Source organism: Algoriphagus sp. (assembly GCF_030694375.1).
In the GTDB taxonomy this organism is placed as follows: domain Bacteria; phylum Bacteroidota; class Bacteroidia; order Cytophagales; family Cyclobacteriaceae; genus Algoriphagus.
Genome location: NZ_JAUXYL010000040.1, coordinates 215940 through 234259 on the forward strand (window position 1 = coordinate 215940; position 18320 = coordinate 234259).

An 18320-nucleotide genomic window follows, 5' to 3' on the forward strand; every position below is an offset into this window, starting at 1 on the left:
ATTCCAAATTTGGGTTTAGTCAAAATGAATTGAATAAATAGCTTTTTTAATGAAAAAGACGGATTTTAAACTCCTATTAAAAACCACCAAAATGAGTTGATGCATGAAGAAATTTCTTTTAGGACTCCTGATTTTTATAGGCCTTGTGATTTTGGGAATTTGGCTTTATTCTTTGTACCAATTTAGGGATAGGCATCCGGGCTATTCCGTAGATATTCAATTAAAATCCTCACAAAATGAAATACTGGCAGGGTTTGCCAAAGTGGATATATCTCCCAAAAATTTTGAAACATGGATAGATGCAAATGGGGACTCCAGATACAATCCTGAGGATGGAGATTCATTTGAAGATACCAATGGAAATGGAGTTTTTGATGCAGTCTGGCTAGCTGGTTTTCACAATTCCAGACCTGCTCAAGGTATTCTGGATCCTCTCTGGGCAAGGGCAATGGTACTGGATGGAGGTGATGTGAAAATAGCCCTTTGCGTCATTGATATGATTGGCTTCGGTAATGATGAAGTGATAGCCACAAGAAAACTGATAGCCGAAACCAATCCTTGGTTGGATTATGTCATAATTGCCAGCACACATGTGCACTCATCTCCGGATTTGATAGGACAATGGGGTCCATCTGACTACAAAAGAGGTGTGAATCCGGCGTACTTGAATCAAGTTCAAGTCGGAATTCGTGATGCAATAGATGAAGCTTCAAAATCACTTCGTCCGGCTGTTTTTCGCTTTGCGGAAGAAAATGAAAAGCTTAAGCCATTGGTAGGAGATACAAGAGCTCCGTTGGTTTTCGATGCTTCACTGAAGTTGATGCAAGTCATGGATGCAGTAAGCGGAGAAACATTAGGCACGCTGATGAATTGGGGAAATCATCCGGAAACTCTCTGGTCAGATAATATTCAAATCAGCTCGGACTTCCCCGATCCATGGCGAAATATGGTGGAAAGCGGGATTTCAGTGGGAGATTCGGTTTTATTGGAAGGAGTAGGGGGAGTGGCGATTTTCCTAAATGGTGCAGTGGGAGGTCTTATGACCACACATCCGGATATGTCAGTAGTAGATCCTTATTCAGGTGATTCGTTTGAAAAACAGAGTCCTGAGAAAATGATAGCTCAAGGAAGAGCTTTGGCTAAGATTACATTGGAAACATTGAGAGATACGATATGGATACCCGAGTCCAAACTAAATATTTCCCTGAGGGCCAAATCAATTAATTTGAAAATGGACAATCAATTATTTCATTTAGCAGCTTTTATTGGTCTTTTTGACCGAGGCTTCACTTCCTGGAAACATATTCGTTCTGAGGTTTCAGCATGGAGTATTGGATCAGCGACATTTGTCCATGTACCGGGAGAATTATATCCCGAGATTCTTCACGGGGGAATTGAATCTCCCCAAGGGGCTGATTTTGGAATAGGTCCTGTAGAAATCCCCGCTATCCAAACTCAAATCCCCGGACGATTCAAGTTTTTGGGAGGTCTCTCCAATGATATGATCGGATATATTGTACCTAAAAGTCAATGGGACGTAACTCCTCCCTATACGTATGATTATACCAATAGACCTTATGGTGAAATCAACTCTTTAGGACCCGAGACAGCTCCGAAAATTCATGCAGCAGTTTTAAAAATTCTCTCAGAGTTGGGTGTCCAAAAATGAAAAGAGGCTGATTCTTTATTAAGAACAGCCTCTAAAGTTCAAGTAAATGGCTAGAGCCTACATACAAAATGATAGGCTTATCACATTATAAATACAGCTCTACAAAGCGTTGGCCTTATGCTTCAGTGACAACGATTTTTTCAATTTTATCGCCAGGTTTGATGGCGTCGATTACATCAAGTCCTTCAATTACTTTACCGAAGCAGGTATGGTTTCGATCAAGGTGGGCAGTGTTGGTACGACTGTGGCAGATAAAAAACTGCGAACCGCCGGTGTTTCTTCCTGCATGTGCCATGGAAAGTACGCCACGGTCATGGTATTGATTTTCTCCATCCAGTTCACATTTGATTTTATAACCAGGTCCACCTGCTCCATTTCCGATAGGGCAACCTCCCTGAATTACAAAATTCGGGATTACACGGTGAAAAGTTAGTCCATCATAGAAGCCTTTATTAGAGAGGTCAATAAAGTTTTGTACAGCGATGGGAGCGTCTTTTTCATAAAACTCAACTTTCATTGTTCCCTTTTCTGTAATAATTTCTGCTGTTTTCATGTGTTTATATTTTGTTTTTTAATTGCCACATGCCCGCCTGTAGTCGGACAGGGAATCTCGCTTGGTCGATAATCATCCCAGTGTGTGACTTTTTAGTCATGCCTGTCTGCCTCAGGCAGGCCTGCTTGTGGCAGACAAGCTCGATTTCATCTGTTTATAATTTGTTTTTTAAAAGGCTACATGCCCGCCTGTAGTCGGACAGGGAATCTTCGCTTGAGGGATAATCATTCCTCTGTGTGACACCGCAGGGTCATGCCTGTCTGCCTCAGGCAGGCTCGATTTCATCAATTTAAAATTCTGTTTTTAAGATTAAAAGGTGAAAAGATTTTAGAGTTGCAAAAATAGGATTTTGACTCTGTTTATTATCAATTAAAAAAGAAAAGGAGTGAAATTCACTCCTTTTTATTTGTTTTAGACCACTGGGGCACCTTTTAAAATGTCCTCGTCCGCAAAATCTTTGAATTTTTCAAAATTTTTGATAAATGCTTTTGCAAGATTTTGGGCAGTCTTATCATATTCCTCAGGGTTTTCCCAAGTATTTCTTGGATTAAGAACTTCAAAAGGGACATTCGGGCACAACTCCGGAACCATGAATCCAAAAATGGGGTCCTTTTTGAAAGGCGCAAATTCTAGGCTTCCTTCCAAGGCAGCGGTGATCATCGCGCGGGTGTGTGAAAGCTTCATTCGAGAGCCAATTCCATAAGGGCCTCCGGTCCATCCGGTGTTGATCAGCCAGACATTCACTTCATGCTTTTCCATCTTTTCCCCAAATAACTTTGCGTATTCAGTAGGATGTAAGGGAAGGAATGCCGCTCCAAAACAAGCCGAAAAGGTTAATTTTGGTTCTGTAACGCCCATTTCTGTTCCTGCTACCTTCGCTGTGTAGCCTGAGATAAAATGGTACATCGCCTGACTACTATTCAATTTTGAAATTGGAGGAATCACTCCAAAAGCGTCGGCTGTTAGAAAGAAGATATTTTTGGGAATTCCGGCAATTGAAGGATTCAAAGAATTTGGTATAAAATGAATCGGATAAGCTGTTCGAGTGTTTTCTGTAATTGATTTATTGGTATAATCCACCTCGCGAGTTCCTGGTATGAAGCGTGTATTTTCAACGATTGCTCCAAATTTGATTGCATCAAAGATTTCAGGCTCCTTTTTACGAGTTAGGTCAATAACCTTTGCATAACAGCCTCCTTCAAAATTAAAAACCGTATCCGCTGTCCAGCCATGCTCATCATCACCGATGAGTTGTCTTTTTGGATCGGCAGAAAGTGTAGTTTTACCTGTTCCAGAAAGACCAAAAAAGATTGCGGTGTCCCCATCCTTGCCCAAATTTGCGGAGCAATGCATAGAGAGCACATTTTTTTCATGAGGTAAAATAAAATTCAAAACAGAAAAGATTCCCTTTTTCATTTCACCTGCATAAGCTGTCCCACCGATTAATATCATTCTTTTGGATAGATTCAGAATGGCGAAATTTGGGTTTTTGGTACCATCTTGCTCTGGGTCAGCCTGGAAATCCGGCGCACAAATGACAGTAAAATCTGATTTGAAAGCTTTGAGATCCTCTTTTTCAGGTCGAAGGAACATGTTGTAGCAAAACAGGTTATGCCATGCCAGGGTATTGATCACTTTTAGGTTCAACTGGTACTCAGGATCAGCTCCTGCGCGGGCGTACCTGACGAAGAGATCTTTGATGGAAAGGTGATTCTTAACCTTCTCCAGCAAATTGTCAAACTTCTCTTCATCAAAGGGGATATTGATTTCACCCCACCAAACTGAATCTTTTGTTTTTTCATCCAAAACAATAAACCTGTCTAAAGGAGAGCGACCGGTGAATTTTCCGGTGTCAGCCATCAATGCACCGGTAGAAGTAAGAAAGGCTTCCCTTCTGCTCAATGCATGCTCCACTAGTTCAGCTGGAGTAAGATTGTTGAAAACTTTTCCCCTAGTGTCCACATCGGGCTGGGGATAGGAAGAAATTGAGGAAGTCAGAACCAAGTCCTGCATAAATATTTGGGTTTACAAACTGAAAATTGTCTCCCCAAAATTAGGTAAGTAATTTCAAATTAAAATCAAAAAAACGTCAAAATTTCGCATTTCAATCGATTACGAAGAAAAATCAGAAGATTATTTGACCAAAATCTCCTTTCTTTTTTATATCCATATAAGAAAGGGTTTAAATCCAAGGAAAAATGGAGTTTCTGAATGCGGAAAGGTTAAAGTTTTGGAAACAAGAAGCAAAAAAGTTTATCATTGTAGTTCTGATATCCATCTAAAAAAAATCATTCTTGGAAAAACAACTTACTTCTGAATTTTCGGGTCCTACTGCTTTTGGGCACCCAAAGGGGCTCATGACTTTGTTCTTCACAGAGATGTGGGAGCGCTTTAGTTATTACGGGATGCGGGCTCTACTCATCTTGTTTATGACCAAAGCCATCATAGATGGAGGTTTGGGATTTGATGATAAAACTGCCGGAGCAGTCTATGGACTTTATACTATGGGTGTTTACCTGTTAGCTTTGCCGGGGGGATGGTTGGCAGATCGACTTTTTGGTTTGAAAAAATCCGTTTGGTATGGTGGAATCATCATTGCCATTGGACATTTTATGATGGCACTTCCCGGAGTTGAATCTTGGATTAATGGTGCTGTCGTGGGACCAAAAGACTCCTTGAGTACTTTGGACACCACTTCCTTCTTTTTAGGATTGATTCTAATCGTGTTGGGTACGGGATTATTGAAGCCAAATATCAGTTCAATTGTAGGGCAACTCTATCCGGCGGGAAGCTCGAAGCGGGATGCTGGATTCTCGATTTTTTACATGGGTATTAATCTTGGGGGATTTATCGCTCCAATTGCTTGCAGTACAGTTGCTGAGTATGATATGCATATGGGTTTTGGATTGGCAGGATTGGGGATGGTATTCGGATTGATTCAATATAAACTAACCGGAAGTTCTTTGGATGGGTATGGTGAAGCGCCAATAGTCAAGTCAATCGAGGAAGTTTCGGCTCAGAAAAAACTTAGGACCATTACATCAGTAATTGGATTGGTAGGTGCGGTGCTTATTGCCATATTGTTTACAGGAGTGATTCCCATAAATGCTCCATCCATTGCCGGTGCCTCCGGGACTGTTATTGCAATTGTGGCATTTGGATATTTGGGTTACGTGATTTTCTTTGGGGGTCTGGAGAAATCAGATAAAAACAAGGTAGGTGTTATTGCCATATTGTTTCTTTTTTCAGCGATGTTCTGGTCAGGGTTTGAGCAGGCAGGATCCACCTTAAACCTCTTTGCGGAGCGTTTTACCGATCGCACTATTTTGGGTTGGGATATTCCTACAGGTTATTTCCAGTCGATCAACTCCCTGTTTATTATCATTTTCGCACCGTTTTTCGCAGCCTTGTGGGTTTGGTTGGGAAGAAAAAACCTGGAACCAAGTTCACCGCTGAAATTCACCTTTGGACTGCTGCTTTTGGGGATAGGTTTTTTTGTAATGTACTTTGCTACTAAGATAGCGGCCTCGGGAGACTTGGCAGCGCCGAGTTGGCTGATCATTACTTACCTGTTGCACACATTCGGTGAATTGAGTTTATCCCCTGTCGGGCTTTCTTTGGTCACAAAACTGGCACCAAGAGGATATGGCGGACAGATGATGGGAATTTGGTTCCTTTCTGTTGCTTTGGGGAATCTATTTGCAGGACTGATTGCCGGAGAGGCGAGCGGTGGTTCTGAAGAAGGACTTGCAGCTATGCCGGATCAATTTATGATGATTGTATACACTGTCATGGGTTCAGCTTTGGCTTTATTTCTATTGACTCCTATGTTGAGGAAAATGATGGGAAAGGTTCATTGATAACCACTGCTTAGGAACAACAAAAGAACCTGTCTATGGCAGGTTTTTTTATGAATTTCATTCATTTTTTCAGAAATCTTACCCAAAAAAAAGACTCAGGTAGACCTCCCAAAAGGGAGATTCTCACAGATTCATTTTGTGACCTTCTTACTGTTTTTCTTTGGTTGGATTGGGCGAATTAACTAAAGTGATTAATGTTCTATCATTCTAGGCGCTGAAGCCCGAAATACCTGAACTCAATGTATTCTTTCTTAACTCATTTGATATGATTTAGGTGATTTGGTTATGAAGAATTCAAACTGATTTTTGAATAGGGGACAAGCATAAGCCGAGATACCCTATCCTTTTTCATGAAATTTAAGTCCATTCAGGTGCCGTAATCTTGGGCTAAGTTTTTTTTCTGGAAATGATACTAGGATGCCAATAGCCAAAAATAGTTTGGGGATGCATGAAAAAAAGCCATCTGAAGTTTTCCAGATGGCTTTTAGGTATTTAAAATCGCGTAAGTTTAATTTAGGAATTCGTCAAAAGTCAAACTGACATAATACATCGTTCCAACGGTAGGGTTACCCCAAGCCTGGCGATACCCATTTGAATTAAACAGGTTGCTGCCTCCCACTTTTAGAATGGACTTAAGGCTTTTCAGCTTGTAGCTAAACTGGGCATCGAAAGTCCCAAATGCTGGCATAACAGATAACTGTTGTGAAGAAACTGCAGGCGCAACAAAAGAAGATTGCCATACAAATTCACCCTGCCATCTGTAAGAGAACGCAAAACCTACGTTTTTCACTACCTCTCTGTTGGCAAAATTAAGAACATAGCGGTATTCAGGAGTATTGAAAGAAGGCTGGAATCCAGTTTCTGCCAATTCATCCAGATTTGAAAGCGTGTTGAAAGACACGTTTCCACCAACTGAGTAATTCTTGGGAAGCTTATAATCCGCTCCTAAAGCCCATCCCCACGACTCAATAATTTCCTTTCTATTAACTGGCATTGAATACACATTTCGGGTATTTGCACTTAGGAGATTTAAACCCAGATCACTTGCGGGATTTCCCGCCTGTGGATTTCTATCCTGAATTAAGACTTGACCACCGATGAAGTTTTCAAACCTGTTGAAATAAGCATAAGTATCGATTAACAATCGATTACCCCACAGTCCTTTGTATCCAATTTCGAGAGATTTAACTCTTTCAGGCTGGAAACTAGTTAGTTTCTCTTCAACTAATAAGCCCTGATTGTTTGTTGCTGCAATTACCGGTACGAGTTGGGCTGCCAATGGAGCGATTCTTTCTGGAGTAGGAGTTATTCCCTGACTCTGTAAGATCTGAATAGCACGTTGTACTGCTGCATCTCTTACCGCTTGAGTACCTGCATCCCTTAAAACTGCACCGCCAAAATTTGTAACCGTGGCCAAAGAGTAAACTGGGTTTTGGCTAAAGTTATAACGGTCTCTGAATAATGGAAGCCCACCGATCAATCTTGCCTGAGGCGTAACCAAATCGATGTATTGGTCTTGCGTAGTTGGGATCCTAAAGCCTGTTTGGTAGGAAGCTCTGAAATTATGATTGCCTGCGGTATATACCCCGGAAACTCTCGGGGACCACTGTCCATCAAAATTTTCATTTTTATCGTAACGAACCGATGCTGTCAATTTAAACTTATCATTGAATAGCTTTTTAGATCCCTGCGCATATCCTCCATATTCAGCAATAGAAAACTCAGAACCAGCTTCATCAAGCGCAAAGAGTGTTCCTTCGGAGTTCAGTTGATAGCTTCTATAGTTTGCTCCGATCACAAAATCCGCAAATTTTATATCTTTAAACTGATAGGAACCCTCCAAGTGGTAAAGGTTTGTTTTATCCACAAACTGAGATCCAATTCTTCTTGGTGCAGTTAAGAATTGACCAGGAATCGGAGTGGAAGTGGTGTTATTTCTAGCCTGATTAAACTCAGGTGAACCTGGGGTAAAACGCCCTTGATCTGCTGCGCCACGTGCAAAAGTATGTGCGACTTGATCCGTTGCACCTGTCAATTTTTGCTGTGCGAATGCTCCTACGTACTGGCCAAACCAAACTTCTGATGGCTTCCAAGCCTCATTAATTGCATTAGCTGCAATGCCTACTGCAAATGCATCTCCGGAACGTTCCTGAGTGGTGTAGGCACGAACATACCAATTTGAACCTCTCAATTCTGCTTTGTACTGCCCAATATTAAAGTTTGCGATTGAATATCTGTCAGCACCGGTATAAACAGTCGTACCAAAGCCATAATTACCTTGAATGATGGCTTCTACTCGGTCATTTAATCTCCAATGAAGCGCAGCATTTAATTTTAGAGATTTGGTGCCATAATCTGCAAGGTCCCTTTCGGCATATCCAGTTCTAGACACTTGAGTTTGTGGGATTATACCTAGGGCTGCCTGAGGTAATAGTCCCGCCTGAACCAATGACTGTGCTACAGAAAACATATTTTGAGAACTTTCATCTCCATAGATATTTACTCCATTGTAGCCAGGATTATTAGTTCGTGAGCCATTTTCGATGGTTGAACCGTTCAACAATGACTGATCTCTGAAATCATTTGCCTGCCAATCATCAGCTGATAAATAGGCTAAATTAACTTTGAAGGCAACTTTATTACTAAATGCTTTTGCATATCGTGCACTGAAATCATAAAAACCGGTGGAGGCGGTACTACGACTTCCTTCGTTCATAATTCCAGTCTTAACATTTGCTGATAAGCCCTGATACTGAAATGGATTTTTCGAATTCATAAATAGAATCCCGTTGATTGCATTTGGGCCATACAGTGCAGAAGAAGCGCCAGGAAGTAATTCCACACTCTCCAAATCAAGCTCAGAAATACCGGCAATGTTACCGACAGAGAAATTTAATCCCGGAGCCTGATTGTCCATTCCATCAATCATTTGAACTGTCCTTACGTTACCATTTGCATTAAAGCCTCTGGTGTTAAAAGACTTGAAAGTGAGGGATTGAGTACTCATTTCCACACCTTTCAGGTTATTCAAAGCATCATAAAAACTTGCCTGTGGGACTTCTCTGATCGCAATGATGTCCATTTTCTCTACTGAGACTGGAGATTGCATGATACTTTCCTCAACTCTTGAAGCGGAAATAGTTATTTCCTGTCCCATAATGGAAGACTCAGCTAGGGCAATGGTCAGATTGCTAACTCCTCCGGTAATTTCTACTTCTTGGGAAGTGAATCCTACCATTGAAAATATCAATGTAAAAGGTGGTTGCTGCGCGACGTTGAGTGTGAACTTCCCGGAAAGGTCGGTGATCGTACCAATCACTTTTCCTTTGACAAGGATATTTACCCCAACCAAAGTCTCTTTGGTGCCTGCATCAGTCACCGTTCCAGAGATAGTCGTCTGGGCAAAGGCGACACTGGTTCCAAAGGAAACCAGAAGCATGAGTGTAAACACTCCCCCCCAGATCTTTCTTGTAAAATTTCTCATAGGCTATTTTGTGTAATTATTTTGGTGAATAAGAATTGGGTTTATTAGCTCCCTATTTGTTCGAAATTTATAGTAAAAATCGAATTTTCAATCTTTAGTGATTTAAAAAGACCAGTAATTCTTTGTCGAAAAAATTACTCGAAAATGGAAACTGGGTGAGTTTTTGAATAGAATTAGAAATTTTTGGGAGGTAATATTATAAATACTGAAGCTATCGTTCCATTTTATTAAAAATTCCAAAAAACATTTTTTTTGATTCTGGTTTTTAACAAAAAAAAAAGACCTGATTTTCATCAAGCCTTTTATAGTTTTTTGATCTAGATCAAGCCTTTTTTTTGTTCTCCTCATTCACATGGCGCACCAATCGATCACACAACTCTTTTATTTCTTCTGAGATATACTCATCCCCGGTACTGTTTAATATTGTTTGAGCCATTCCTCCAAGTATATCAATATAGAATCGTTTCATTTCTACTACAGACATTTCCTCTGTCCAAAGATCAATTCGTAGTGTCGCATGATTTAAGTTGTCCCAAACATTCACGCTGATGCTTTTGGTAGATTCCAAGCCTTCTCCCTCTTTATCTGAGGCATCCCACTGAATGTTCTTTGGGAGATTATGTTCGTCCAGTTCGATCTGGAATTTGATTTCAGATTTTTTCATTGTGTCAAAATTTAACGGGAAACCAGCGATTTGTATTGCTAGTTCCCTGAGATGTAATTATTCGAAAGTCATTTCAGGAATTTCTCCTTCAATAATCAGCTTTCCTCCAGTTTTAGCTTGAATTTCTTCTACCGAAACACCCGGTGCTCTTTCCTTTAGGATAAAACCACCTTCGGGAGAAACTTCTAATACTGCCAAGTCAGAGACAATTTTTTTCACACATCTAATTCCGGTAATTGGCAGTGAACATTCCGGAAGAAGCTTGGACTGCCCGTCCTTGGAGCAATGTTGCATGGCCACAATGATGTTTTTTGCAGATGCCACCAGATCCATCGCACCACCCATTCCCTTGACCATTTTGCCGGGGATTTTCCAGTTGGCAATATCACCGTTTTCAGAAACTTCCATCGCACCCAAGATTGTCAAATGGACATGCCCACCTCTGATCATTGCAAATGACTCTGCCGAATTGAAGAGTGCCGATCCCGGAACCATCGTGATCGTTTGCTTTCCTGCATTGATCAGATCCGGGTCCACTTTATCGGCAGTGGGGAAGGGGCCAATTCCCAAAAGTCCATTTTCTGATTGAAGGACAACGTCCAGATCTTTTGGGATGTAATTGGCTACCAAGGTTGGTATTCCTATTCCCAAATTGATGTATTGCCCATTTTTAACCTCTTTGGCTATTCTTTTTGCGATTTGTTCTTTAGTCAGCATGGCTTATTGGGTTACAGTTCGTTGCTCGATTCGCTTCTCGTAGTTTTCTCCTTGAAAAATCCGCTGAACATAAATTCCCGGCGTATGAATTTGATTAGGGTCCAATTCACCCGGTTGTACCAATTCTTCAACCTCGGCAATACAAATCTTACCGGCTGCTGCCATCATCGGATTGAAATTCCGTGCGGTTCCTTTGAAAATCAAATTACCGGAGGTATCACCCTTCCATGCTTTTACGATGGAAAAATCAGCCCTCAGCCAACGCTCCATTAAATAAAGTTTCCCTTCAAACTCACGAATTTCTTTTCCTTCTGCCACTTCTGTTCCTACTCCGGCAGGGGTAAAAAACGCAGGGATTCCCGCTCCACCGGCTCGAACCCGCTCTGCTAGCGTACCTTGAGGTATTAAATCGACCTCTAATTCTCCACTTAGCAGTTGTCGTTCAAATTCTGCGTTTTCTCCGACATAACTGGAAATCATTTTTTTGACCATTCGCTTTTTTAGCAAAAGTCCGATTCCAAAATCATCAACTCCGGCATTGTTGGAGACAATCGTAAGCCCTGATATATTTTTTGCTAAAAGTGCTTGGATGCAATTTTCGGGTATTCCGCTGAGTCCGAAACCTCCCATCATCAGCATACAGTTGCCGGGGATATCTGCGACGGCTTCCATCGCATTTTTCACAGTCTTGTTTATCATATCGAATTTGGGTTTATAGTATAGATCTAGCCAACTTTTGATCCAAGACCAGCTGATTTTTTAATGCTTCCAGGTTTTCAAATTTTTGTTCTTCCCGCAGAAATTCACGGAAGTAAATCGTAATCTGCCTATCGTACAGGTCTCCCTGAAAATCAAATAAATTGGCTTCCACTGTTTTTTTGGTGCCATCCACCGTTGGGCGATTGCCGATATTGAGCATAGCCTTGTAATATGATCCGTCCACAGCCGCCTCAACGGCATAAACGCCGTCTTTTGGGATAAGTTTGTAATCGTTGGGGATATGAATGTTGGCTGTGGGAAACCCTATTGAGCGACCGATTTGTTGTCCTTTAATTACAATTCCATTCAATTCATAGGGTCTACCCAGGCAATTTGTAGCGGTAGTTACATCGCCAAGCTCCAGCGCTTTTCTGATTTTTGTACTTGATACACCAATCTCTTCTACATCCTGACGAGGGATTTCCTCCAGTTCAAATCCAAATGCCGAGCTGTTGGCCTTTAAGTATTCGAAGCTCCCTTCCCGGTTTTTACCAAAGCGGTGATCATAGCCGATTACCAGTTTCTTGGTTTCAATGGATTCGATAAGGACTTTTTTGATAAACTCCTCTGAACTCATTTGCGAAAACTCCTGAGTAAATGGAATGGTGATCAAATGATCTATTCCAAATTGACGAAGAAGTTTGGTCTTCTCCTCAAAGGTGCTGAGAAGTCTCAGATTATGTTCCTCCGGATAAAGTACGAGTCGGGGATGAGGCCAAAAAGTGATAAGTACCGTTTCTCCCTGAAGGGTTCTGGCAATTTCCCGGATTCGATTTAAAATTTTCTGATGCCCAAGATGAACGCCGTCAAACGTCCCTGAAGTTACAACGGCATTCCTGACGGGAGTGAAGCCTGCAAGCCCTTCATAGATTTTCATTGGAGCGCGCTTTGATTTGTTCTACCAATTCTGGCAAATTATGAGCATCTGTAACCAAAAAGTCACCGATTCGAGTTCGTCTCAATGAATTCATATAAGCCCCTACACCCAAAATCTCTCCAAGATCACGAGCCAAGCTCCTGATATAGGTGCCTTTGGAACAAGATATCCGAAAATCGATTCGATCTCCCTGAAAGCTGGTAATTTCAAATTCGCGCACTTGCACTGGTCTGGCTTCCATTTTTACTTCGATGCCCTTTCGGGCCGACTCATACACACGCTTTCCATCCACTTTGATTGCTGAGTGCATAGGTGGAATCTGTAAAATATCCCCCGTTAATTGTGCTGCAGCAGCTTTTACCATTTCCAAAGTCACATGTGCTGGATCGGCGACTGGAATAATAGGTTTTTCAAGATCAAAAGATTCTGTTGTCGCTCCTATTATAAAGGACCCAGTGTATTCCTTTTCCTGACCCATGTAGGTCTCAATTTGCTTAGTCTGCTTGCCTGCACATACGATCAACAATCCAGTGGCTAAGGGGTCTAGCGTGCCGGCATGGCCGACTTTTTTGATACGAAGGGCATTTCTTACTTTTTTCACGACGTCAAACGAAGTCCATTCAAATGGTTTGTCTATCAGAAATACTTCTCCGTAAGCTTCTTGCTGCATGTTTTTAAATTAAACAACTCTCCAAGAGAGCATTGAAAAAGGGTGATTTTAGCTCTTTTCGGATTTTGCGAAAATCGCATAAAACTCAAAGATAAAGCCTGACAAAACCACAATAGGGCCAATGGTCAAGCCAAGAACACCATTACCGTGTGGCTGCCCATCCAGACCCATGATGATAAAGCCAAGTACAATAAGTCCAAGTCCTATCAACATGAGTTGATAATTTTTCTTGGAAAATGGAAAAGGGGTGTTGCTCATGATCAATATAATTCGTCCAAGGACATGTTTAAGTATTTGTTTACAGCTCGCAAGGTGCTAAAAACCGAAAGAATTCCACCCACTACTATCAAAACTCCGAATAAGGTCAGCAGCATCGCCTGGTTTTGGAGCATTGCAAAGCCTTCGATGTTGGCTTTGGTATATTGCACCAACCCAAAAAGAATAAGTGATGCAACTGCCCCAGCTATCATTCCAAAGAGTAAGGCTCGCATCAGGAATGGTTTTCTGATAAATCCACGGGTAGCACCGACTAATTGCATGGATCGTATCAAAAATCGCTGAGAAAAGAGGGCTAACCTTATCGTGTTGTTGATCAGCATGACCACAGTGATAATTAGAATTAAAATGAATCCCCCCATTACCAAACTGACTTTTAGGAGATTTTTATTGATTGACTCGACTAAGTCGGTCATGTAGGAAACTTCAAAAACCCCGGGAATCGCTTCCAAATCTTTAGCTATTGTTTCAAGTTGTTCGGAAGTTTGAAATTCTTCCGCCACAGCTATCACATAGCTGTCTCTGAGTGGATTGTCTTCCAGGAATTTAGTAAAATCCTCCCCTGTGCTTTCGACAAATGTCGCTGCTGCTTCTTCATCGGAGACGAATCTCAGACCAATAGTGTCAGTAGTGGTAAGGATAAAAGGTCTGGCAGATATGTTTTTTTGAATCTCTTTCAGTTGTTCTTCAGAAAGACCTTTGTCCAGAAACACCTGGATTTCGATGTTTTCCCGGATCATTTTGGTCAAAGTCCTAGCTTGGATCAATATCACCCCAAAAAGTCCTACTATGAACAGGGACAGGGTAGTACTGAAAAGGACACTGCCAAATTTGAAATGACCGAGTGTTTTTTTCTTGCGTGAAGGGTTAGCCATAGTTGGTTAATTCAGGTCAAAAATAGGAAAGCCAAGTGGATTTAACCAATCGATATGCCAGAAAGGACTGGGATGATTTTTTCACTCGTAATTGCCCAAACTTTGTCGGTTCCTTTTGGCCTGACTAAAGCCAGGCCAGTAAAGTTTCCAAACGCAGGAAGAAGAAGGCGGGAATCTGAAAGAAGAAAACAAGGAATTCTTACCGATTGCCGAGCCTTGCCCAACAGTCGGATCCCGGGATGAATATGACCACAGATATTTAGCGATCCATCTGGTACCACTTCCATAGGTTCATGGGAAAGCGCAAAACTTCCAAGTATCAAGGGTTCCTTGTGAACCCTTAAAACAGACTGCTCATAGGCCTTTGGAGTAAGCACATCGTGATTTCCTTTTACCAAGTGAAATTCAGTCGTCTTAAATTGCACCAAAAATTGATTTAAATATTCCCATGAATCATTCCATTCTGAGTGAAAAAGGTCTCCCAGAAAATAAGTGTGACTGGGTTGAAATTTTTCATGGAGATATTTCAATTGGAGTAAATCAGCATTATGGATGGGTTCGGGAATCGGAATTCCGGACTTTCTGAAATGTGCCGCTTTTCCAAAATGTAAATCTGCGACCAAAAGGGTATTTAATTGCTTGATCCAAAGTGCCTTTTCTTTCAATAACAGGACAGAAATCCCATCAAATTCAATGGAAACATCTTTGTTCCGATCTGTTAAATTTCCTGCCTCTTCCATAACAATTCCAAATCTATTCGTATTTATGGACATCGAAACTTAAAATTTATGAAAATAGGACAGTTTGCTTCGGTATTCATCTTGGTATTCTTGGGACTAGTATGGAATGCCAAAGCCCAAGGTGAAAATGCGATTCTTGGGTTATGGTACAACACTGAAAAAACCGCTCAAGTTGAAATCATGAAAAGCGGTTCCCAGTTTATCGGCAAAATCACTTGGTTAAAAGATCCAAATCCAGAGGGTAAGCAGGCTTTGGATAAAGAAAATTCCGATCCGAAATTAAGAAGCAGACCACTGATGGGTTTGGCGATTTTGGATGGTTTAAAATATTCGGGAGGTATGTGGAAAGGTGGTGAAATCTACGATCCCAAAAATGGTAAAACCTATTCCTGTGAAGTGAAGCTTAAATCAGATAAAATTCTCGAAGTCAAAGGGTATATCGGATTTTCCTTTGTCGGAAGGACTGTAGAATGGACGAGAATAAAATAATCAAGGCGGGTTTTGCCCGCCCTGAATATTTATTGTTCTAGATAAAAGGATTTGAGAAAGTAGGTTAGCTGCTCAAATTCGATCAAAAAGGCATCATGTCCAGCTGTCGAATTGATTTCTTTATAGGTGCCTCTTTTTACTTTTTGACTTATAAATTGGGCTTCTCCGGGAAGGAAAAGCAAATCAGAATCCACACCTATCGTCAATACTTTGGCTTCTATCGAGGCGAGTACTGACTCTAGACTTCCTCTGCCTCTACCTAAATCATGGCTGTCCATTGCCTTGGAAAGTGTCCAATAGGATAGCGCATTAAAACGTTTGGCAAGTTTTTGACCTTGATACCGCAAATAGGATGCAGCCCTAAACCCATCCAGTTTTTCTTCTTTTTCACTTTGCTTGATTTGAAGATCAGCCGGATGTCGATAAGTAAGCATCGCGATGGCACGGGCTGTTTCCAGCCCTTTTGAACCAGCCTGCTCGTGACATTCACCCCAAGTGCAATCTGATTCAATAGCCATTCGTTGAGTTTCATTAAATCCAATTACCCAAGGTGATGTTTTCGCAGTGGAAGCCAAAATCACTGCGTTTTCCAATTTTTGACCCAAAGTCACAGCCCACTCCAAGGCTACCTGTCCCCCTAGTGATCCTCCAATCAAAGTTTGGATTTTTTCGATTCCCAGATGAATTCTGAGTTTTTCCAAACTTGCCCCTAAATCCCGAGTGGTTACTTGTGGGAAATCATAGAAATAGGGAGTATTGGTATTCGGATTTTCACTGAATGGATTGGTAGATCCATAGCAGCTTCCCAGGAGATTTGCACATATAATGAAGTGGTCAGCCGGATCGAAAAATTTATCCTCTCCGATTAATCCATTCCACCATTCTGCTGCTTTAGAATCTCCAGTTAGGGCATGAATTACCCAGATTACATTGGATTTTTTTTCATTCAACTGACCATAAGTCGTGTAGGTTAGGTCGAAGTTCGGCAGGACTTCGCCTGATTCCAGAAGCAATGGTTCGATCGAATGGAAAACTTCTTGGGTCATGGTAAAATCAGCGTATTGACTTGTCAAATTCATTGGGTATTCATTCAGATTTTATCGAATGCTTGCTGCAAATCAGCTTTAATGTCCTCGATATGTTCAATGCCTAAACTGATCCTGAGTAGGGTAGGAGTCACTCCGGCAGCTTTTTGCTCCTCATCGGATAATTGCTGATGCGTAGTGGCAGCAGGTTGAATGATCAAGGTCTTCGCATCGCCAACGTTTGCGAGGTGTGATATCAGTTGCAGCGAATTGATGAATGCTGAGGTTTGTTCCTTGCTACCTTTGATCTCAAAACTCAATACTCCACCAAAACCATTTTTGAGATATTTTTTTCCTAAAGCATGGTATGGGGAAGAGGCCAATCCCGGATAATTTACTTTCGAGACCTGAGGATGTGCTTCCAGCCATTTGGCGATTTCCAGCGCATTTTCGACGGTTCGTTGTACTCTCAGCGAGAGCGTTTCAATTCCTTGGAGCAAAAGAAAAGAATTGAAGGGGCTGATTGCCGGACCAAAGTCACGTAAGCCTTCCACTCTTGCCCGGATAGCAAATGCGATATTAGGAAGTCCGAGTGGATTATTATCACCAAATACTTGCCAGAAATTCAGTCCGTGGTAGCCTTCAGAAGGTTCGGAAAACTGCGGATATTTGCCATTTCCCCAATTGAAATTACCTGCATCCACGATAATACCCCCAATGGAAGTGCCATGTCCTCCAATCCACTTTGTCGCAGAAGAGGTCACAATATTGGCCCCATGATCGATTGGTCTGCACAAGTATCCACCTGCACCAAACGTGTTGTCGACGACGAGTGGGATATCATGCTTTTTTGCCAAAGCAGCTATTGCTTCAAAATCAGGGATGTTGAACTCTGGATTCCCGATCGTTTCGAGGTAAATAGCTTTGGTCTTAGAGTCGATTAGCTTTTCGAAAGCTTCAGGTGAATCGCCTTTAGCGAAGCGAGCGTCTATTCCAATTCGCTTAAAAGCAACTTTGAATTGGTTGTAGGTTCCCCCATAAAGGAAAGAAGTAGACACAAAATTATCTCCTGCTTCCATGATGTTGTTTAAAGCCAAAAACTGAGCAGCCTGGCCTGAAGAAGTAGCCACAGCAGCGACACCACCTTCCAAAGCGGCTAATCGTTTTTCAAAAACATCCGTAGTCGGATTCATAATCCGGGTATAGATGTTTCCAAATTCTTTTAGCCCAAACAGATTAGCACCATGTTCTGCACTGTTGAAAACATAGGAGGTAGTTTGGTAAATGGGAACTGCTCGAGAATTGGTGGCAGAATCAGGTGCCTGTCCTGCATGGAGCTGAAGTGTTTCGAATCGATAGTTAGCTGACATTGAATTGATAGGTTAAAGGGTTAAAAAAAAGGATTTGAATTATGTTTAAGCACAAGGTTAACGAGACCAAGCATGGATTTGCCTGAATAGCTTACAAAGTCCTAGGCTATAAAGTTGGAAGTTTGACTTAGAGTCAGAGCAAAAGGAAAAAGGAAGTACTTGATTCATATTGCGAAGAATTTATAGTTCCGAAAGAGAATAGCTCAGTCGGCAGGAATTGGCACCTTTCCGCCATGGGGGGATGGTTGCCAGAGGGTCACAGAGCCTGTCTCTCGCCTCTTCTGTATAAATC

Annotated in this window: 16 protein-coding genes and 1 riboswitch; of the genes, 3 read left to right on the forward strand and 13 right to left on the reverse strand. The window is 41.5% G+C overall.

Going from position 1 to position 18320, the window contains the following annotated elements:
- Nucleotides 1-103 precede the first annotated feature (103 nt).
- On the forward strand, nt 104-1669 hold the full coding sequence (locus Q8M62_RS15400; RefSeq protein WP_304901552.1) for a hypothetical protein: 1566 nt from the start codon (nt 104-106) through the stop codon (nt 1667-1669).
- A gap of 115 nt (nt 1670-1784) precedes the next feature.
- On the opposite strand, the gene Q8M62_RS15405 is transcribed toward Q8M62_RS15400, so the two are convergent.
- Nucleotides 1785-2222, reverse strand: coding sequence for a peptidylprolyl isomerase (locus Q8M62_RS15405; protein ID WP_304901551.1), 438 nt, complete (start codon nt 2220-2222; stop codon nt 1785-1787).
- Between the two features lie 411 nt (nt 2223-2633).
- Nucleotides 2634-4235, reverse strand: a complete 1602-nt coding sequence (gene pckA / locus Q8M62_RS15410) for a phosphoenolpyruvate carboxykinase (ATP) (RefSeq protein WP_304901550.1) — start codon at nt 4233-4235, stop codon at nt 2634-2636.
- Between the two features lie 344 nt (nt 4236-4579).
- Between pckA and Q8M62_RS15415 the strand changes: the two genes are divergently transcribed.
- Entirely contained in the window at nt 4580-6082 is a 1503-nt protein-coding gene (locus Q8M62_RS15415) for a peptide MFS transporter (protein WP_371134673.1), read from the forward strand.
- A gap of 508 nt (nt 6083-6590) precedes the next feature.
- Here Q8M62_RS15415 and Q8M62_RS15420 read toward each other — a convergent pair.
- The 9 genes from Q8M62_RS15420 to pdeM all read right to left on the reverse strand — a co-directional run bounded on the left by Q8M62_RS15420 (nt 6591) and on the right by pdeM (nt 15177).
- Entirely contained in the window at nt 6591-9566 is a 2976-nt protein-coding gene (locus Q8M62_RS15420) for a TonB-dependent receptor (RefSeq protein WP_304901548.1), read from the reverse strand.
- A 322-nt stretch (nt 9567-9888) separates the two neighbouring features.
- Complete coding sequence (gene gldC / locus Q8M62_RS15425; RefSeq protein ID WP_304901547.1) at nt 9889-10230, reverse strand: gliding motility protein GldC; 342 nt, start codon at nt 10228-10230, stop codon at nt 9889-9891.
- 57 nt (nt 10231-10287) lie between these two features.
- Nucleotides 10288-10947 carry a CoA transferase subunit B gene (locus Q8M62_RS15430; RefSeq protein WP_304901546.1) on the reverse strand — a complete coding sequence of 220 codons (660 nt, stop codon included), beginning with the start codon at nt 10945-10947 and terminating at the stop codon, nt 10288-10290.
- A gap of 3 nt (nt 10948-10950) precedes the next feature.
- On the reverse strand, nt 10951-11646 hold the full coding sequence (locus Q8M62_RS15435; RefSeq protein WP_304901545.1) for a CoA transferase subunit A: 696 nt from the start codon (nt 11644-11646) through the stop codon (nt 10951-10953).
- Nucleotides 11647-11659: 13 nt separating this feature from the next.
- The gene (locus Q8M62_RS15440) at nt 11660-12583 is read right to left on the reverse strand and encodes a bifunctional riboflavin kinase/FAD synthetase (protein WP_304901544.1); all 924 of its coding nucleotides are present in this window, start codon (nt 12581-12583) and stop codon (nt 11660-11662) included.
- Nucleotides 12570-13253, reverse strand: coding sequence for a tRNA pseudouridine(55) synthase TruB (gene truB, locus Q8M62_RS15445; protein WP_304901543.1), 684 nt, complete (start codon nt 13251-13253; stop codon nt 12570-12572). The genes Q8M62_RS15440 and truB overlap by 14 nt, the downstream gene beginning before the upstream one ends.
- Before the next feature lie 48 nt (nt 13254-13301).
- Entirely contained in the window at nt 13302-13511 is a 210-nt protein-coding gene (locus Q8M62_RS15450) for a DUF3098 domain-containing protein (RefSeq protein WP_092729841.1), read from the reverse strand.
- A gap of 2 nt (nt 13512-13513) precedes the next feature.
- Complete coding sequence (locus tag Q8M62_RS15455; RefSeq protein WP_304901542.1) at nt 13514-14404, reverse strand: ABC transporter permease; 891 nt, start codon at nt 14402-14404, stop codon at nt 13514-13516.
- A 41-nt stretch (nt 14405-14445) separates the two neighbouring features.
- Nucleotides 14446-15177 (reverse strand): ligase-associated DNA damage response endonuclease PdeM, encoded by a 732-nt coding sequence (gene pdeM, locus Q8M62_RS15460; protein WP_304901541.1) that lies wholly within the window; start codon nt 15175-15177, stop codon nt 14446-14448.
- A 15-nt stretch (nt 15178-15192) separates the two neighbouring features.
- Here pdeM and Q8M62_RS15465 point away from each other — a divergent pair, with 15 nt between their 5' ends.
- Complete coding sequence (locus Q8M62_RS15465) at nt 15193-15633, forward strand: DUF2147 domain-containing protein (RefSeq protein WP_304901540.1); 441 nt, start codon at nt 15193-15195, stop codon at nt 15631-15633.
- Nucleotides 15634-15662: 29 nt separating this feature from the next.
- Here the strand turns inward: Q8M62_RS15465 and metX are convergent, their stop codons facing one another.
- Both metX and Q8M62_RS15475 read right to left on the reverse strand, forming a co-directional pair.
- On the reverse strand, nt 15663-16712 hold the full coding sequence (metX, locus tag Q8M62_RS15470; protein ID WP_304901539.1) for a homoserine O-acetyltransferase: 1050 nt from the start codon (nt 16710-16712) through the stop codon (nt 15663-15665).
- Nucleotides 16713-16723: 11 nt separating this feature from the next.
- Nucleotides 16724-18028, reverse strand: a complete 1305-nt coding sequence (locus Q8M62_RS15475; RefSeq protein WP_304901538.1) for an O-acetylhomoserine aminocarboxypropyltransferase/cysteine synthase family protein — start codon at nt 18026-18028, stop codon at nt 16724-16726.
- Nucleotides 18029-18205: 177 nt separating this feature from the next.
- Nucleotides 18206-18320, reverse strand: a riboswitch (SAM riboswitch).

Coding starts and splice junctions, on each gene's coding strand:
- Q8M62_RS15400 (WP_304901552.1), top strand. CDS start 104: ATGAAGAAATTTCTTTTAGGACTCCTGATTTTTATAGGCCTTGTGATT.
- Q8M62_RS15405 (WP_304901551.1), bottom strand. CDS start 2,222: ATGAAAACAGCAGAAATTATTACAGAAAAGGGAACAATGAAAGTTGAG.
- pckA (WP_304901550.1), bottom strand. CDS start 4,235: ATGCAGGACTTGGTTCTGACTTCCTCAATTTCTTCCTATCCCCAGCCC.
- Q8M62_RS15415 (WP_371134673.1), top strand. CDS start 4,580: ATGACTTTGTTCTTCACAGAGATGTGGGAGCGCTTTAGTTATTACGGG.
- Q8M62_RS15420 (WP_304901548.1), bottom strand. CDS start 9,566: ATGAGAAATTTTACAAGAAAGATCTGGGGGGGAGTGTTTACACTCATG.
- gldC (WP_304901547.1), bottom strand. CDS start 10,230: ATGAAAAAATCTGAAATCAAATTCCAGATCGAACTGGACGAACATAAT.
- Q8M62_RS15430 (WP_304901546.1), bottom strand. CDS start 10,947: ATGCTGACTAAAGAACAAATCGCAAAAAGAATAGCCAAAGAGGTTAAA.
- Q8M62_RS15435 (WP_304901545.1), bottom strand. CDS start 11,646: ATGATAAACAAGACTGTGAAAAATGCGATGGAAGCCGTCGCAGATATC.
- Q8M62_RS15440 (WP_304901544.1), bottom strand. CDS start 12,583: ATGAAAATCTATGAAGGGCTTGCAGGCTTCACTCCCGTCAGGAATGCC.
- truB (WP_304901543.1), bottom strand. CDS start 13,253: ATGCAGCAAGAAGCTTACGGAGAAGTATTTCTGATAGACAAACCATTT.
- Q8M62_RS15450 (WP_092729841.1), bottom strand. CDS start 13,511: ATGAGCAACACCCCTTTTCCATTTTCCAAGAAAAATTATCAACTCATG.
- Q8M62_RS15455 (WP_304901542.1), bottom strand. CDS start 14,404: ATGGCTAACCCTTCACGCAAGAAAAAAACACTCGGTCATTTCAAATTT.
- pdeM (WP_304901541.1), bottom strand. CDS start 15,177: ATGTCCATAAATACGAATAGATTTGGAATTGTTATGGAAGAGGCAGGA.
- Q8M62_RS15465 (WP_304901540.1), top strand. CDS start 15,193: ATGAAAATAGGACAGTTTGCTTCGGTATTCATCTTGGTATTCTTGGGA.
- metX (WP_304901539.1), bottom strand. CDS start 16,712: ATGAATTTGACAAGTCAATACGCTGATTTTACCATGACCCAAGAAGTT.
- Q8M62_RS15475 (WP_304901538.1), bottom strand. CDS start 18,028: ATGTCAGCTAACTATCGATTCGAAACACTTCAGCTCCATGCAGGACAG.